Source organism: Bythopirellula goksoeyrii (assembly GCF_008065115.1).
Classification (GTDB): Bacteria; Planctomycetota; Planctomycetia; order Pirellulales; family Lacipirellulaceae; genus Bythopirellula; species Bythopirellula goksoeyrii.
This window is the reverse complement of the sequence record NZ_CP042913.1, coordinates 5,053,022-5,068,928: the sequence shown is the minus strand read 5'-3', so window position 1 is coordinate 5,068,928 and position 15,907 is coordinate 5,053,022. Positions and strand designations below refer to the sequence as shown.

14 protein-coding genes are annotated in these 15,907 nt (G+C 50.9%); 7 read left to right on the top strand and 7 right to left on the bottom strand.

Annotated features, from left to right (window positions below; all coding sequences use genetic code 11):
• Positions 1-7: 7 nt before the first annotated feature.
• Both Pr1d_RS19960 and Pr1d_RS19955 read right to left on the bottom strand, forming a co-directional pair.
• On the bottom strand, positions 8-367 hold the full coding sequence (locus tag Pr1d_RS19960; RefSeq protein ID WP_148075164.1) for a four helix bundle protein: 360 nt from the start codon (positions 365-367) through the stop codon (positions 8-10).
• A gap of 68 nt (positions 368-435) precedes the next feature.
• Positions 436-1,887, bottom strand: a complete 1,452-nt coding sequence (locus Pr1d_RS19955) for an efflux RND transporter periplasmic adaptor subunit (RefSeq protein ID WP_168205371.1) — start codon at positions 1,885-1,887, stop codon at positions 436-438.
• 824 nt (positions 1,888-2,711) lie between these two features.
• Here Pr1d_RS19955 and Pr1d_RS19950 point away from each other — a divergent pair.
• Genes Pr1d_RS19950 through Pr1d_RS19930 form a run of 5 tightly spaced genes read left to right on the top strand, consistent with a single transcriptional unit; the run spans position 2,712 to position 7,611 of the window.
• Positions 2,712-3,242: an SRPBCC family protein gene (locus tag Pr1d_RS19950; protein ID WP_148075162.1), complete on the top strand. Its 531-nt coding sequence runs from the start codon at positions 2,712-2,714 to the stop codon at positions 3,240-3,242.
• Positions 3,239-4,540, top strand: a complete 1,302-nt coding sequence (locus Pr1d_RS19945; protein ID WP_148075161.1) for an NAD(P)/FAD-dependent oxidoreductase — start codon at positions 3,239-3,241, stop codon at positions 4,538-4,540. Before Pr1d_RS19950 ends, Pr1d_RS19945 begins: the two co-directional genes overlap by 4 nt.
• Positions 4,486-5,262: a DUF1365 domain-containing protein gene (locus Pr1d_RS19940; protein ID WP_168205370.1), complete on the top strand. Its 777-nt coding sequence runs from the start codon at positions 4,486-4,488 to the stop codon at positions 5,260-5,262. The genes Pr1d_RS19945 and Pr1d_RS19940 overlap by 55 nt, the downstream gene beginning before the upstream one ends.
• Positions 5,202-6,503, top strand: a complete 1,302-nt coding sequence (locus Pr1d_RS19935; RefSeq protein WP_210417789.1) for an SAM-dependent methyltransferase — start codon at positions 5,202-5,204, stop codon at positions 6,501-6,503. The genes Pr1d_RS19940 and Pr1d_RS19935 overlap by 61 nt, the downstream gene beginning before the upstream one ends.
• A gap of 10 nt (positions 6,504-6,513) precedes the next feature.
• On the top strand, positions 6,514-7,611 hold the full coding sequence (locus Pr1d_RS19930) for an SAM-dependent methyltransferase (RefSeq protein ID WP_148075158.1): 1,098 nt from the start codon (positions 6,514-6,516) through the stop codon (positions 7,609-7,611).
• On the opposite strand, the gene Pr1d_RS19925 is transcribed toward Pr1d_RS19930, so the two are convergent.
• The gene (locus Pr1d_RS19925; RefSeq protein WP_148075157.1) at positions 7,608-8,381 is read right to left on the bottom strand and encodes a DUF1295 domain-containing protein; all 774 of its coding nucleotides are present in this window, start codon (positions 8,379-8,381) and stop codon (positions 7,608-7,610) included. The two genes, Pr1d_RS19930 and Pr1d_RS19925, sit on opposite strands and share 4 nt — an antisense overlap.
• A gap of 26 nt (positions 8,382-8,407) precedes the next feature.
• Positions 8,408-9,898 carry a cryptochrome/DNA photolyase family protein gene (locus tag Pr1d_RS19920; RefSeq protein ID WP_148075156.1) on the bottom strand — a complete coding sequence of 497 codons (1,491 nt, stop codon included), beginning with the start codon at positions 9,896-9,898 and terminating at the stop codon, positions 8,408-8,410.
• A gap of 376 nt (positions 9,899-10,274) precedes the next feature.
• Here Pr1d_RS19920 and Pr1d_RS19915 point away from each other — a divergent pair, with 376 nt between their 5' ends.
• The gene (locus Pr1d_RS19915) at positions 10,275-10,991 is read left to right on the top strand and encodes a hypothetical protein (RefSeq protein WP_148075155.1); all 717 of its coding nucleotides are present in this window, start codon (positions 10,275-10,277) and stop codon (positions 10,989-10,991) included.
• Between the two features lie 2 nt (positions 10,992-10,993).
• Here the strand turns inward: Pr1d_RS19915 and Pr1d_RS19910 are convergent, their stop codons facing one another.
• Entirely contained in the window at positions 10,994-11,647 is a 654-nt protein-coding gene (locus tag Pr1d_RS19910; RefSeq protein ID WP_148075154.1) for a bifunctional 4-hydroxy-2-oxoglutarate aldolase/2-dehydro-3-deoxy-phosphogluconate aldolase, read from the bottom strand.
• Positions 11,648-11,831: 184 nt separating this feature from the next.
• Here Pr1d_RS19910 and Pr1d_RS19905 point away from each other — a divergent pair, with 184 nt between their 5' ends.
• Positions 11,832-12,659 (top strand): universal stress protein, encoded by an 828-nt coding sequence (locus Pr1d_RS19905; protein ID WP_148075153.1) that lies wholly within the window; start codon positions 11,832-11,834, stop codon positions 12,657-12,659.
• Between the two features lie 79 nt (positions 12,660-12,738).
• On the opposite strand, the gene uxaC is transcribed toward Pr1d_RS19905, so the two are convergent.
• The gene (gene uxaC / locus Pr1d_RS19900) at positions 12,739-14,145 is read right to left on the bottom strand and encodes a glucuronate isomerase (RefSeq protein WP_148075152.1); all 1,407 of its coding nucleotides are present in this window, start codon (positions 14,143-14,145) and stop codon (positions 12,739-12,741) included.
• 178 nt (positions 14,146-14,323) lie between these two features.
• Entirely contained in the window at positions 14,324-15,883 is a 1,560-nt protein-coding gene (locus tag Pr1d_RS19895; RefSeq protein WP_148075151.1) for a lipase family protein, read from the bottom strand.
• Positions 15,884-15,907 lie beyond the last annotated feature (24 nt).

Here is a 15,907-nt window from a genome sequence, read left to right as displayed (position 1 = left end):
AAAATGCCTAGCGGTCTTTCATAAGCGACGCACGTAAGCCACTTAACATTCGCGCTGCTGTTTCGCACTTTGCGTACAACTGCTGAAAACTGTCTTGAGGTATCATGCCTCTTCGACGCGCCACTTCCAACAGGGAGACTGTTTCCATGAGACTGCCATATGCGATTGAAACAAAATAGGCAAAGTCTTTCTTCGTTGTCCTACCACTTCCCTCTGCGATGTTCGTGGGAATCGAAACGACTGCTCTTCGTAACTGGCTCGACAAGCCATATTTCTCATCTCGTGGAAACTCATCGGCGGCCTGATAAACCAAGTCCGTCAATTCGATAGAATGTGACCACACCTCCAGCTTTTCGAAACCAAACATAATCACTGTCCCCTCCACTTATCGTAGTTGTGTATTTCTCTAAACCCTAGACTCTCAACTCTAAACCCTTAATGGTTGTGGCCCGCGTGGGGATCAAGCCCACCGCCGGACTTATTCTTGAGTGCTAAATGCAACTGATAGGCGCCTCTACCTGCAATGACGTCTCCCTTTTGAAGTGTTCCGTCGTCAGCGATTACCACGGCGTCCCGATTGCGATTGAGTACTTGGACGGACACTTGATCAAAGTGGTCTCCTTCTTGCCGGTAGACATAGGCTTCGGCACCTTCACCCACAACGGCGGTTGTAGGCAGGACGAACTGGTCTTCCCAGGACTCGATCGGCACCTTGAGTTGCATTCGCTGCCCAGGTTTATAAGTCCATTCCACGAATCGATTGCCATCCGGAGTTGTTTTGTCGAGGGCGACCCGATTGGGCAAGCTTAGGTAGAACTTGAATGCGCGCGTCTCAGGATTGATTTGATCTGCGACATACAGAATTTCCAAGTCGTTCAATGTGGACTCAGGTGAATCGTCTACCAGCAAACTGGCTGATATCTTTCGACCCGCTTCGGCCGCCTGGCGGATTGCTGGTACGTCGTCCTCAAAGGCAAGCCCTTCGAGATGAAGTTCACAATGGTCGGCCAGCACGGCAAGTTCCTGTCCCACTTCGACGTGTTCTCCAGGGGCAACATTCAGTTTCTGGATTTGATATGGGTGATCGTCAACACAATTGTCCTCACTATGAATATGATCGGGGGCATGGACAGTAATATTCTTCAGCAAGCGACCGGTATCGCGTATCTGGGCAACCTGTTTTTCCGTAAGTCCATGCAGCAGCATCGCCTGAGACTCGGCACGGAGTGATGCCTCCAGTTTCTGTTTTTCATACTCTTGCTCTAGTACACGGCGACCTGCGATCACACCCGCATCGAGGGATTTTAGTCTTTCAATCTCGCGGTCCACTACGGCGAGGTTTTCAGAGGTGCGCAGGTATTCACGCTGGGCAGCGACTAGTTCCTCATGGGTCAGCCGCATTTCGAAAAGTGGTTGATCGGCGGTGACTGCTTCGCCATTTACGGAAAAGATCTCTGTGATGAGCCCTGTCAGAGGTGCCGTGACATGGATTTGAGATCGCCCAGGTCGCTCTACGACGATAGCCGGCAACGTGAGCCGCTTGTCATATCGAGTCGGCTCGATGGTGAAGGGCTCGAACCCAATGTTCTTGAGACCATTCTTACTCAGCTCAATCGATGCGGCTTCGTTATGGTCCGCGTGGTCATGTCCATGTTCATCTTCGTGTTCGCGATCATGTTCTTCATCATGTTCTTGATGTGGTTCACGGTCATGTTCGTCGTCATGGTCAGCAGCTGACGAGGCCTGCTTAACAGGATCTTCTTTGTTGCTAGAACTTGGCAACCATCCTTCAGGATCGATGAATACGGCAAACACAATAATGGCAAAACACACTCCCAACAAGAATCGCCAGGAGTTTTTGCTCGGTTGATTTTTAGGATTAGACATGTGCATCAATTTTTGCTTGCGGAGCATGCCTCAGCAGACACGCAGTTGAGGATGAACAACTTCATCGTGAGAACTCCCCGAACGGGCAGCACCAAACAAGAACATCCACCATAGAACATTGCCATAGCCATGCCCTATAGTGATTCAGCAATTTCTCTCGAATCAGATAAGAAGAATGCCGAGCGCGAGGTGAGAGCGCAGGGAGAGCCCGAGAAGTAGTTCTGACTGTGTGAGACGATGGAGTGAAACAGAAGCATCTGGCTGCAGAATGACTATGTCGCAAATGACACAGTCTGAGTTGAACGGAGATCCAACACTAACATCGACGCTACTAGACGAAGGGAGCCATTGGCACTTAATGTGTTGACATTCGTGTTGCTCACCGGGAGTCGATTCACAAGGCGATCCTGGATGCTTGTGATCCGAGTGGTGCTCATGCGAAGAATCGATATCAGTAAGCTCACAGTCGATGGTTGTCTGTGCATGACAGGGAGCGAAGTGAGCTGAATGGGCGCAGCATCCTACGGTGGCATGGGCCAATACGCTCAGAACGGCAAGTATGGCGACAAATCGGTGCATAAGTTTTTAGAGCTCAACTGTTAAATTACATCTCAATTATCGCTTCCATCGCTACCTGAGTCCATGGCAGTCACTTGGTTTTCACTTGCTGTGCTCAGGCATACCCGCTTTTGTGCCGATTTTTCCGGTTTCTTCCAAGGCGATTGTCGTTGTTAATCTAGCGAATCGACTACGGTATGTTATTTTGTCTACCGATATTACCAGATTCTGAACAACGAATTTCTCTCGAGTGAAGCCATTAGGTCATGCTGCAAATTACTAAAAACGATGACCCGCGCGGTGGGTATCGCTTGACCAGCGAGGTGCGACTGCCTGCACCACTGGATCGGGTGTTTACCTTGTTTGCCGATGCCTTCGAATTGGAAAGGCTAACGCCGCCTTGGCTGAAATTTTCAGTGACGACCCCCTCGCCGATCAATATGCATGAGGGGACTCTCATCGACTACCAGCTCAAAATGCACGGCATCCCGATGAAGTGGCAATCTAGGATTGATTGCTGGGAACCTCCAGTCAAGTTTTCGGATGTACAAGTACGCGGCCCCTATCGATTCTGGGAACACCTGCATACCTTCGAGCAGGACGGAGACGGCACGGTTTGTCGGGATGAGGTTCAGTATGGCTTCTGGGGCGGCTGGCTAGTTCATGAGCTACTTGTCAAACGCGACCTGCAAAAGATTTTCTCATATCGCACCAAGGTGCTTCGCGAAATCTTTGCAACTGATTCACCGGCACCAACGCTTTCTGTTGACGAATTGGTTGTCGAGGCGAGCCGATGAGGATCGCTGTCATAGGTGCGGGTGTGAGTGGATTGCTTGCGGCGCGATTGCTAGCCACGAGACACGATGTGACTTTGTACGAAGCGTCTGACTATCTAGGAGGGCATGCCAACACAGTAGATGTCACTTTCGATGGACATTCTTTTTCTGTGGACACGGGGTTTATGGTATTCAATAGTCGTACGTATCCGAATTTTCAAAGACTTCTTAGGCTATTGAATATCGAATCGCAGCCAAGCGATATGAGTTTTAGTGTCAAATGTGAGCGATCTGGATTGGAATATCAAGGAAGTTCGCTTTCAGGATTATTTGCCCAGCGGACCAATTTGTGGCGGCCTAAGTTTTGGGCAATGATTGCCGACATCGTTCGCTTCAATCGGCAGGCCAGAAAGTTTCTCGAGAGGAACGAACATTCCACCACTCTTGATGAATTCCTGAGTAAGAGAAGATATGGAAATGCGTTTTGTGAAAAATATCTGTTGCCTATGACTGCTGCTATTTGGTCCAGTCCGATGGAATCTGTGCGATCTTTTCCTGCCCATTTTCTATTGCAGTTCATGCAGAACCATGGGCTGCTTCAATTATGGGATCGACCCGACTGGCAGACAATACCAGGAGGGTCGCGACATTATGTCAAGGCGTTGGCTGCTGGGCTAGAAGAGAGGGTTCGGTTAAATACTCCTGTGCAGTCGGTGACTCGTGATGTTGACCAGATTCATGTTGAAACCCGAGATTATGGGGCAGAGAGTTTTGAAGCTGTGATCATGGCAGTCCACGCGGATACGGCACTTAAGTTGCTGTCGGATACAACCGAGCGCGAACTGAAAATACTATCTACATTTCAATATCAACTGAACAGAGCTGTCCTACACACGGATGAAAACTGGCTGCCCTCACGAAAGAGTGCTTGGGCAAGCTGGAATTATCTCATTCCAACTGCCGATTCAAGTCAGACTTGTGTAACCTATGACCTCACAAGGCTACAAAGTATCAACTCTCCTCAGCGGATCTTATTGACCCTCAATCCTCACCGAAGTATTTCGGAGTTACACATTCTTAAGGAGTTCACTTATAGCCACCCTATGTTCAATGCTGAAGCGATCGCGGCTCAAGAGGGATGGGCGAATATCAGTGGCATTCAACGAACCTTTTTTTGCGGTGCTTACTGGAGAAATGGTTTTCACGAAGATGGAGTAGTAAGTGCCCTGGCAGTTGCGGGCCAATTTGGAATAGAACTGGAAGCATGCACAGCTGTTTGTACCACGGAGTTGTCACACATCGAAGAACCAGTCCAATAAAGCATTCGTTTCGGTATCCCATAACGATGGCTTATTTGGATTTGGCCGAAGTCTCTGCGCTACGGCAAGGACTTAGATTGTTTGGCGCATCTCGTTGGGGGCCTGCATGTTTTCTTGAAAGTGATCACATGCAAACAGAAGCAGAAAGTCTTCAAAAGGAAATACGTGCGTGTTTAAAAGAAAGATCAGGCATGGCATTGAGCGGCCCAATTCGTCTGTTGACCTTACTTCGATGCTGGAGATATTACTTCAGTCCGCTAAATCTTTACTATGTGTTCAACGCAGATGACACCCAAGTTGAGGCAATAGTAGCTGAGGTTTCGAACACTCCATGGCGAGAGACGCATCGATATGTTCTAGTACCTGAGCATGGATCGAACGCAGAATTGCTTGCCTACCAGCATCCTAAAGAATTCCATGTTTCTCCTTTTATGGATATGGACGTGCTCTATCAGTGGATGTGCAGTATTCCGAGTGAGACCCTTCAAGTACAAATCAATTCGATTCAAACTAATAATCATTTTTTCACTGCTAATCTGGAGCTCCGAAAGCGTGATTTGACTGACCGAGAGATTGCACGAGCACTCTTGCAGAGTCCTTGGGCTTCGGCTCGCATCGTGACAAGTATTTATTGGCAAGCATTATTACTATGGTGGAAGCGATGTCCGTTCTTTCCTCACCCAAACAAACGCGAAACTCAAACAAACAGCACCGTCGAGTAGATAGTCAGCTTGCTAGTGCTAACCGGTTTGGCTTGCAGCAAAGGTTGACTGTTCTCGATCGCTGGTATCGTGCGGCCTTGGTACATCGTTTGAATCGAATCGAAACTGGCAAGCTAATTTTGGTAGATAGTACAGGGTCGATCTGCTTGAATCAAAACGAATCGAGTAGCTTTGTGGGAGAGATCCATGTTCTGGATCCCCGCTTCTATCGCCAAGCCGTTTTAGGTGGTGGCGTTGGGGCTGCTGAGGCTTTCATCCGAGGCTTTTGGGAATCTCCAGATCTACTTCAACTGATGCGCGTCATGGCCCGCAATCGACACGTGCTCACAGGATTGGAAGACGGATTCGTGAGATTAGTGAAACCACTGCAGAGGATTGGGCATTGGGCTCGACGGAACACCTTGCAGGGCAGTCGGCAGAACATTGCCGATCACTATGACCTGAGCAATGAATTCTTTGCTACGTTCCTTGATTCTACAATGTCGTATTCTGCAGGGATATTCGAGCATCCTAAAGCCACTCTAGAAGATGCATCCATCGCAAAATTCAAGCGATTGTGCCAGTTGCTAAAACTTACTGCTGATGATCATTTGCTAGAAATCGGCACAGGCTGGGGAGGACTTGCAATTTGTGCAGCCCGTGAGTATGGCTGCCGCGTAACGACAACAACCATCTCGCAAACTCAATACGAATATGTATTGAGGAAAGTTAACGAGTCAGGACTGGCAGATCGTATTCGAGTCCTCAGGCAAGATTATCGAGAACTCCAAGGACAATATGACAAACTTGTCTCTGTCGAAATGATCGAGGCAGTTGGACATGAATTCTTGAATGTCTTTTTTACCAAGTGTGCATCACTTCTCCGGCCTGGCGGGCGGTTTGCTTTGCAGGCAATTACCATCCCGGAAGAGCGGGAGAAGAATTATTTAAGATCCGTTGACTTCATTCAGAAATACGTATTTCCCGGTGGGTCTTTACCTTCAACTAACTCGATTAAGAGAGCCGTCGCTGTTAGTACGGATCTTCAATTGGAAGCAATTGATGAGTTTGGCGCGCATTATGGTGAGACCCTTGCCCGGTGGCATAGGCAGTTTGTAGCAAATCTCAATGCCTACAGAGTCATGGGAATGTCTGAACGATTTATCCGCACTTGGCGTTATTACTTCAGTTACTGTGAAGCTGGATTTAGGGAAGAAATGATCGAGCTAAAGCAGATCCTGTTCGTTAGGCCCAAGGATTGAGGATCAAAGAATGCTGGGCAAACTTACTTCCTATGCCATTCAATTCGCTGAGGATGGTTGGCTTCCGGACAATTGTGTGCGACTTGGAATCCAAGGATTGTTAAGGCAACGACTTCGGCAATCTGCTCGGGGAAACTCTTCCCAGAGCAACGCTACACATGATTTCGCAGACAGAATGCGAAACAGTCCACTACTGGAGTCAGCCGTCGAGGCCAATCAACAGCACTACGAGGTGCCCGCAGAGTTCTTTCGCCACATTCTTGGCAAACACATGAAGTATAGTTGTGGTTTCTGGGAATCTGCAGCGACGACACTTGATCAAGCCGAGGAGGCGATGCTCAAGTTGACTTGCCAGCGCGCCGCCATCGAGGATGGCATGCGTATCTTGGAATTGGGCTGTGGCTGGGGCTCGCTTTCCTTGTGGTTAGCCGATCATTTTCCACGATCGCAAGTCGTAGCCGTGTCGAACTCAAACAGCCAACGTAAGTTCATCGAAAGCCAAAGCAAGTCTCGAGGCCTTGCGAACTTGCAAGTTCTTACCCGCAATGTGGCTGAATTTGAATCGACTGATCTGTTTGATCGCATCTTGTCAGTCGAAATGTTTGAACACTTTCGCAATCATGCGATACTGTTGGAGCGGATTTCGGGTTGGCTTACTACGACAGGAAAGCTCTTTGTACATGTCTTTTGCCATCATCAAACTCCTTATTGCTTTGAGGTCAATTCCCCCGGTGACTGGATGGCTCGGCATTTTTTCACCGGTGGTATCATGCCGTCAGCAGGTTTGCTCAATGAATACGATGAACATCTTTATGTAGAGCGGCAATGGAATGTGAATGGCACGCACTATAGTCAAACCTGCGAGGCATGGCTGCAAAATCTTGATTCTGTGTACAACGAACTCTTGAAGCTGTTTACGAAAGAGACGGATCAAGCTACCGCTAGACTGCGGCTACAGCGATGGCGCATGTTTTTTCTGGCATGCTCCGAATTATTTCGTTTTGACAATGGAAACCAGTGGTACGTAGCCCACTATGTGATGGGCCACAATCATCAAGAGGGTTTGCAGCTTCTCACTGAGCGACATCCTGCGATAAGAACATCTTAATGAGGTGGCCCGGGAAAAAACGCGTTGGTTTTCTCGATGTACTCTTGGTACTCAGGCCGTCGCTCGACAATGGTGCTTTCCAAAAGTGCCACCCCACTGACTTTCATCAGAAAGAAACTCATCACGACAGGACTTGCAATTGTCCACCAAGCCCCACCCGCCACGGCGATTAGGTAGATACCCCACCAAACACAGAAGTCGCCAAAATAGTTGGGGTGCCTGGTATAACGCCATAGTCCCGTATCGAGCACTTTGCCCTTATTGGCAGGTAGGCGTTTGAAGCGGGCCAACTGCCAGTCACCAGTTGTTTCGAAGGCAATCCCTATCATGCAGAGCAGTGTCCCCATCACATCGAGTACCCCCAAGGGTTCACTCAACAGCATTCCTAACTGGACTGGCCAGGAGATAAACCACATCAGCACGGCTTGCAGTAGAAAGACGGTAAACAAGCTGACCCACCAAAAGCTTCTTCCGTGTTTCTCACGCATCGCACGATAACGACGATCCTCGCCAGTTGCCCAATTACGCCAAAACAAATAGAGGGACAATCGAAGTCCCCAAATCGTTATCAGCACGATCAACAGACTCGCGCGTTGGCTTGGCAGATCCAACTGTGCATAGGTTGCCCAGGCGATAATCACAAATCCGGCACCCCAACAAGGATCGACAATACTTGCATCGCGAAGCTTGAGACTCACCAGCCAGAGAAAGACAAATATGCAACCGATGAGAACTAGATTTGAACTCAGGATAGTAGGAGCAGTGATCATAGTCGGTGAGGCGCTGTGTTAGAGATTCAGAACAAGTCTTGCTGCCCATTAGGCCCATACTTTTTAATATACTCTTTCACTTTTACTTTGCGGGCCGTGTTCTCACTCGACATATATCGGATCTTGCCGAAGATGGGGCGTTCGGGGCCCCAGGCTCTGTCGTAGCGGCCTAGGACCCAGAAGATGCCGCTGTAGCTGTTGGGGTTGCGGCCGTCGACGGCGTATTTATTGTTCAGCTCGATCATCACCGCGAGGGCGTCTTGTGGGGTAGGGGACCATTCGAGGATTTTCTTGCCCCAAAGCATGCGGAGATAGTTGTGCATACGGCCCTCGCGCACTAGTTGCCGTTGGGCGGCGTTCCAGAGTTCGTCGTGGGTGTGGGCCGATTCGAATTCATCAAGTGAATAGACATGCTCGCGCGGGTCGTCGGCATGTTCGGCAAGGGTGGCTTGCGCCCAGTCGGGGAGCGAGGAATAGCGGGCGTAATCGTCTCGCTTCGAGCACATGTTGTACCCCAGCTCGCGCCAGGTGATCAGCTCATCGAGAAAGGACTCAGCTGTCTCGCTCACTCCCCACCAACCGGTGGAACTGCCAGTGGCCTTGGCGGCAAGTTTATCAGGAGTCCATTTTTCGTGATTCATCGTGGCGGCGAACACTTCATGGGCTGAGATGTGGCCAAAGTGTAAGTAGGGGGAGAGCCCACTGGCGACTTCCTGTTGCGGCTGATTGCGGGAGTCGGCATAGTGCACAAGTCGCTTGTTGAGAAACTCGTTCAGCTGGTGAGTTGCTGCTTGTTGACCTCCGTCAAAAAGTGCCGGCCCAACGGAGTGGTCGATCGGAAATTCGTCGAGATTGTTGACGAGCTCTCTTAGAATCTCCTCATCTTCGGTTGGCCAACGCTTGGTGATCTCGCTTGGCATTGTTTCGAGCTTCGGAAGTCTCACTTTCGTCAGAGGATCGGCAGCGGGGAGTTCAAACAGATGGGGCTTTAATTCTTTCTGCAAGTAGCGACGAAAATCGTAGGCGCGCAAGAATACCTTGTCGGTTGCCCGCATCGGGAGCAGGCCGTTGGAATCCACCAGCTCGAATCGACAAGGAATCTGTTTCGAGGCTACCGAGATCATCCTCGGCAAGAAGAAGCAGGGGAAATCATCTGCAACAACGACACAAGCCTCGCGCGCGAGCCGGGCAAGGAAACCGGAGCCGTCGCCAGGTTGTCGTTCTAAATAGGGGAGGTAGCTAACAGGATCCTTACGCAGAGCCGCAGCGTTGTCGATCATTCCTTGGATCACAAAGCGATGCAAACGGTCGCTAGCCCAGCGGTAGTCGCAGCGCAAGGCTTCGAGAATGACCAGTGGTTTGTCCAAATCCTGCGCCCATTCGACGGCTCGTTGCAGGCTAAAGTTCCATCGCGTGCGGCGATTGGCAATCATCCAATAGAGCACGAATTGGCCTTGCGGCTGGATTGCATTATCGTTTGCCGTACGTATTCGCAATGGAGATATTTTGCTGTGCATAGGTTGCGTTGGCTAGGTTGTTTGGTGTTAGGCAGAGTATGTGATTACGATTAATCTGTGAACAGGAGGCAACAGAGATAACAGAAATGGTTGAAGATGAATGCCACAAGAAACACAAAAAGGCACAAAAACCTAGGGACTTAATCGGGCTGTCCAATACTTTTCTTTTCGTGTGTTTTGTGTTTCTTGTGGCTGTCAGATCCTTGATCGCTCCAGTCGTGAACCACAAACTCGGTGGCCTCAGTTCTCTCGGAATCAAGTTGTATCATTTTACCGAATTCTGTGGCAACAATTAACGAACTTCGGTGGGGGTTGTTCCTTACTCTGCAGGGACTTCTAATGGGAACTTGTCACCATCGCTATTTCAGGAGAACCCATGCGAAATCTTTTAATTCTCGTTGTGAATCTATTCTGCTACTTCGTGATCACGTGTTGCCAGGCAGAGGAACTGCCGCTATTGGTCCAAGACTCCTTTGAGGAAGGGATGTCCTTGTGGGAAACGTCCGACCCAGAAAGTGGTCCGCAGACATGGGAAGTCATTCAGGTGGAAAACCCAGACGAAAACTCTGTGCTCCGTTCACGGGGGGGCAGTGAATACAAGCCGCCCCACCGGAGCCCTTGGAATATCGCATTATTGAAGGAAACAGCTGTTGGAGATTTTGTGCTCACCGTGCGAGGACAGAATACCAACTACGATGCAGGTGGCCATCGGGATTTGTGTATCTTCTGGGGATATCAAGACCCGGCACATTTTTACTATGTCCATTTGGGAGCGGTACCCGATCCTCACTCGTGCCAGATATTCATCGTCGACGGTGCCGACCGGAAGGCGATAACCGAGAAAGAATCAAAGGGCACGCCTTGGAGCCGTGATTGGCACGAGCTGAAAGTAGCTCGCAACACCGAAACGGGCGAAATGGCTGTCTATTTCGACGACATGAACGAGCCCGTGATGACCGCCAACAACAAGAAGTTTTCGTGGGGCCGTGTGGGGATCGGCACGTTTGACGACAACGGCAATTTTGATGATTTCAAATTGCGCGGCATGGAAGTAACGCCAATGCCCGCCGAAGCTCGCTTGCCCGCCAAGTGACGCTACTTGCTACGGGCTGTGTCGATCGTCGTGCGTGCTTGACTGGCGAGTTCTTCGATTGCTTTCCAGTCTTTGGCAGCAATCTTGTCCGCTGGAGTAAGCCAAGAACCGCCAACGCATGCGATCAGAGGATCGACAATGTACTGAGCCAGATTTCCTGCTCCAACGCCGCCGAGTGGAATATATTTGATGCCCAGATGGTTGTAGGGGGGAGACATGGCTCGTAGATAACTCAGTCCTCCCAGGGTCTCAGCTGGGAAGAATTTCAAGTGACGGCAGCCCAACTCAATCGCAGCTTCGATGTCCGAGGGTGTCGCTATGCCTGGGGCAAAGGGCAAGCCGCTTTCAAGAGCAGTTTCTACAACCCGAACATTCAAACCAGGCGAAACGCCGAACAAGGCCCCGCGGTCGAACACCTGGCTAACCTGTTCCGGTTTGAGAATTGTACCGGCACCAACCAACATGTCGGGAACTTCACGGCGGATGGCAGAGAGCGCGTCTAGTGCGGCGTCGGTCCGCAGTGTCAGCTCCATCGCATTCACGCCGCCTGCCAACAACGCCTTGGCGAGGGGGACAGCAGTGGCTGCATCGTCCAGTATTACGACCGCAAGTACGCCTGCGGACTCAAGCTTCTCGAAAATTGGGGGTACATTCATCAAGAGACATTCCTGTATGTGATAGTGGCGAGTTGTTATAATCTAGCGTAGGAGGGAATCCTTGTCACCAGAATTTCGTGGTGTAGGCTTTTTAGGCGTGTGACATAGCAGCCAAGTCGCCACGACGACGCACCTAGGAGCAATGGCTGCCCCACGATATTTGAATCAGCGGAGTTGAAATCAAATGATGAAGCGCATTTTGGTAGGATTAGGCAGCCTGGAATATGCACGCTCGGCGACGGCTAAGGCTATCGAATTGGCCAAGTCCCACGATGCAGAACTCACGGGATTGACCCTGTTGGACATCGATCGCCTGGACGATTTGGGGCCGATTCCGATGGGTGCTGGTGAGGCAGCACGCGAATTGAAAGATAGCCGTATCGATCGGGCGAAAGAAATCATTCGGCAGGAACAAGAATATTTCACAGCGGCATGCGAAAAAGCAGGTGTCGCGTTTCGTTTACAGAATGAAACGGGTGACCCGCTCTCCGCCCTGGTGTCGCTTACTCGCTACCATGATCTTGTGATCTGCGGTTTGCAAAGTTTTTTTGAACATGGTGTCGTGGACGAGCCTATCGATGAATTGGCCAAGCTTGTTCAAGAGGGTATTCGCCCGTTGCTGGCCGTAGCCGAAAAGGATCGCCCGATCAATAACGTGCTAATTGCTTATAGTGGTTCAATGGAATCGGCCAAGACAATCAAGCAGTTTGCTCATCTACGGCTTTGGCCAAAGGCGAAGATGAAGATCGTCACTTTTCATGATGATCGCGAGATTGGTGCGGAGCGACTTGCTGAGGTTGCCCAGTATTGCCGGGCTCACGGTTACGAGCCTGAAACGGATTGGGTTGCCAAACCCCCTATCGAAGCGTTGCTACCCTATGCGTATGATTGGGGTGCCGATTTGATTGTGCTCGGCAATAGTGCAAAAAGCCTGCTATTGCGTCGCATTCTGGGCGAGACGGCTTTGCATGTGATGCGGAATTCGTCATTGCCATTGTTTTTGGCGCAGTAAGCGGATCGGCGCTGGCTGACGGAGATTTGAGTTAATCGGCGGCTAGCGCCGATCCGCTCAAATGCGGAGAGATAGTGGACTAAAGACCCAACCCCAAGTAATCTTTTGCGTTGCCGTAGCAGATGTTGCGGATCATGGGGCCCAGGAGTGAATCGTCGTCGGGTATCGCACCGCGCTCGACATCGGTGCCTAGCAGATCGCACAGGCAACGGCGGAAATACTCGTGGCGCGGGTAGGAGAGAAACGATCGAGAGTCGGTCAGCATGCCAACGAAACGCGATAGAAGCCCTTGGTTCGAGAGGGCATTCATCTGCCACTGCATCGCCTCCCATTGGTCTAAGAACCACCAGCCCGAGCCCATCTGAATCTTGCCGACCACCGAGCCATCTTGGAAATTGCCGATCATCGTGGCGATCATGTAGTTGTCGGCTGGGTTGAGGTTATACACGATTGTTTTGGGAAGCGATTGCTCGCTATCGAGGCGTCCCAAGAATCGCGAAAGGGGTTCAGCCTGGTGCCAATCGCCGATCGAGTCGCCACCGACGTCTCTTCCAAGTTTTTCCATGAGTCCGGCGTTGGCGTTGCGCAGGGCACCGAGATGGAGTTGCATCGTCCAGCCACGTTCAAAATTCCAGCGGCCGACGTGCAGCATGAGATTCGTGGCGAACTGGTTCTGTTCGGCGGGGCTTACATTTTTGCCTGCGCGGGCTTTGTCGAAAATTGCGGCAGCGGTCTGTTCGTCGCAAAAGTCGGCATAGGCATGACTGAGTCCATGGTCGGAGAGCCGGCAGCCTACCTCATGGAAAAACGTGTGCCGTTGCTGAAGGGCGATTAGCAGGTCGGTAAACGAGGAGATATTCACCTCGCTCGCCTTGGCGAGTTTATCGACCCAAGCGTTGAACTGCTCGGTCTGATCGATCTCCAAAACGCGGTCGGGGCGAAAAGTGGGGAACACACCCGTCACGAGATCGCTGGCAGCGATCTTGCGGTGGTCGGCCAAGTCATCGGTAGGGTCGTCGGTGGTGCAAACGGTGCGGACCTTGAATTTCTGGAATACTCCGTGGATCGTTAGTTCGTCGCTTTGTTGAATTTGCTCGTTGGCCCGCTCCCAAATCTGGGGGGCCGTTTCTTCATTGAGTAGCTCGTCGATTCCGAAGTAGCGTTTGAGTTCCATGTGGGTCCAGTGATAAAGCGGGTTTCGCAAAGTATGCGGAACCGTCTTGGCCCAGGCGAGGAATTTGTCGTAGGGATCCGCGCTGCCCGTGCAGAAATCTTCCACGACGCCGTTGGCACGCATGGCTCGCCATTTGTAGTGATCTCCCGCAAGCCACATCTCCGCTAGATCGGCAAATCGGTAATTCGCCGCAATCTGATCGGGAGGCAAGTGGGTGTGGTAATCAAGAATCGGCTCCCCGGCAGCAAATCCATGGTAAAGACGGCGAGCGGTATCGGTTTGTAGTAAGAAATCGTCGTGGATGAACGCCATCGATCATGTTCCTTTGCGGAGATTTGAATCGCACTTTCCGCCAAATAACTTGGTTTGGCAATGAAAGGGAAAGTGCTCACCAATGAACAGCGAATGGCTATGCGGTTTGCGTCGCCAATTCTCACATCAGTTTATCCGAATAAGAGCTCTAATCAACGGTCAAATGTTGCAATTGGCGCTAGGCTGCTTCGTTCCTGTGAGAAGGAAAAAGTTCTCGATCTGAATCAAAGTCAACATTGTCAAAGTCCGGCTGAGTCTCTCGTTGAGCGAGCGGCGACTTGAAGTCGAGGAACCATCTGACAAGTGGACTATCTTCAATCTTCTCCAATGAGGGTACGTTTCGCACATGTGTCTCGGAGGCAATATTCAGGGCGATGAGGTCGAGCACCTCGCCGTGATCAAGATAGGAAGTGTGCACTAGTTCCTTGCCTGACAAATGGGTGGAAAAGCTCTCCAAACCGGAGGTGAACGAGGGGCAACCCAAGAGCTGACGAAATCTGGGTACGATCCGGCCTGCATGCCGGTCAGACTCCAGAAGGATCTTTCTGCGGAGATACTCCGGCAGAGCAGGGGCATGATGGCCTTTCAATACCGGAGTCGGGAGCACAGCAATTACCTGAGCTGAGGGGCGATCATTCCCTTGAGCGGAGCGTATTACCACTCCCTTTACCATCGAATCGAACACAGGACGAAATACCCTATTAAACAAGGGTGCCAGCAACCAATAGTAGGGTCGAGAAAGAATCGAGATGTTGTCGGTGAAGTAAACGCGTTCCCTGGGAGCGAGTTGCTTCACAAAGGTGCAGGAGAGGTCAAGCGTGGCACGGAGGCCATTGATTGCTTCGTCGTCCGGGGACCAAAGTCCCAGCCAACGGGAGCCATAATGCCGAAACGCATTTCGCTCTAATCGCGTGTCGGCGCGAACCCTGAGTGATTCGAGCACCGGGCGAAAGCACATCATTGCCAAGTGAAAACACAAATAGAAACAGAAGCTTGTGAGGACCACCAGAATAATCCCTTCTCTTGTCGAGTAGAGGTATTCAAAAAATGAAAGGTCGCCAGCCGGATTGAAGCTCCCCAAATGAATTCCTTGCGCATTTCGCTCAACGGATAAGCCAAGCCATTCACCGATTGCTAAAAATGGGGCTCGTATGACGGCGATATACCCTAATTGCTCGTCTGGCAAGAGTGTCAGGACAGCATCTTCGCCAGAGTAGGCGTCCCAAATTAGGGTTGCGAATCGGTGCCCTGCGTTGAAAACAGGTCGCAGAAGAAGTAGGCCAAGAACTGCGCACATCAGGTTGGCGAGATGCCAGAATCCACGACCTTTCTGGTGCAGGAAGGGAGTCCCAACCGTTGTCCAGCTGCGGAGATTGCGTAGGGGATGTCCCGTGAGAGTTGCCAACCGCAAGGTGTTCCAAATGACTGACCCGCCATGACTATGTCCGACCAGGTGATACGGTTTCTTTGCCTTTTCCAGTGGTTGGAGATGTTTCAAGAGTTGGGCAGCTGCCTTGCTGCGAGCCCTTTCGCCATTCTCTCCGGACCAATGAAAGACTTCAGAGTCTTTTGCAACGCGAACATGCCCAGGAAGTCTGCTCTGCAACTCGACTGCATGCGAGCTTCCCGACTGCCACCACTTGTTCCCCGTGTTGGATTTGTCGGCAGCGAAGGTGCCATGCACCAAGATAGTCAATTCTTCGGTTTCCGCCGAATTAGTCTCTTTAAGTTGCAACATCGTACGCTTGAGCCTTTCCTAAAG

Excerpts from the sequence above, each read along its gene's own strand:
- Pr1d_RS19920 (WP_148075156.1), bottom strand. The coding sequence starts at position 9,898 with ATGCACAGCAAAATATCTCCATTGCGAATACGTACGGCAAACGATAAT.
- Pr1d_RS19895 (WP_148075151.1), bottom strand. The coding sequence starts at position 15,883 with ATGTTGCAACTTAAAGAGACTAATTCGGCGGAAACCGAAGAATTGACT.
- uxaC (WP_148075152.1), bottom strand. The coding sequence starts at position 14,145 with ATGGCGTTCATCCACGACGATTTCTTACTACAAACCGATACCGCTCGC.
- Pr1d_RS19935 (WP_210417789.1), top strand. The coding sequence starts at position 5,202 with ATGTCCGTTCTTTCCTCACCCAAACAAACGCGAAACTCAAACAAACAG.
- Pr1d_RS19905 (WP_148075153.1), top strand. The coding sequence starts at position 11,832 with ATGATGAAGCGCATTTTGGTAGGATTAGGCAGCCTGGAATATGCACGC.
- Pr1d_RS19910 (WP_148075154.1), bottom strand. The coding sequence starts at position 11,647 with ATGAATGTACCCCCAATTTTCGAGAAGCTTGAGTCCGCAGGCGTACTT.
- Pr1d_RS19945 (WP_148075161.1), top strand. The coding sequence starts at position 3,239 with ATGAGGATCGCTGTCATAGGTGCGGGTGTGAGTGGATTGCTTGCGGCG.
- Pr1d_RS19930 (WP_148075158.1), top strand. The coding sequence starts at position 6,514 with ATGCTGGGCAAACTTACTTCCTATGCCATTCAATTCGCTGAGGATGGT.
- Pr1d_RS19960 (WP_148075164.1), bottom strand. The coding sequence starts at position 367 with ATGTTTGGTTTCGAAAAGCTGGAGGTGTGGTCACATTCTATCGAATTG.
- Pr1d_RS19940 (WP_168205370.1), top strand. The coding sequence starts at position 4,486 with ATGCACAGCTGTTTGTACCACGGAGTTGTCACACATCGAAGAACCAGT.
- Pr1d_RS19925 (WP_148075157.1), bottom strand. The coding sequence starts at position 8,381 with ATGATCACTGCTCCTACTATCCTGAGTTCAAATCTAGTTCTCATCGGT.
- Pr1d_RS19955 (WP_168205371.1), bottom strand. The coding sequence starts at position 1,887 with ATGTCTAATCCTAAAAATCAACCGAGCAAAAACTCCTGGCGATTCTTG.
- Pr1d_RS19915 (WP_148075155.1), top strand. The coding sequence starts at position 10,275 with ATGCGAAATCTTTTAATTCTCGTTGTGAATCTATTCTGCTACTTCGTG.
- Pr1d_RS19950 (WP_148075162.1), top strand. The coding sequence starts at position 2,712 with ATGCTGCAAATTACTAAAAACGATGACCCGCGCGGTGGGTATCGCTTG.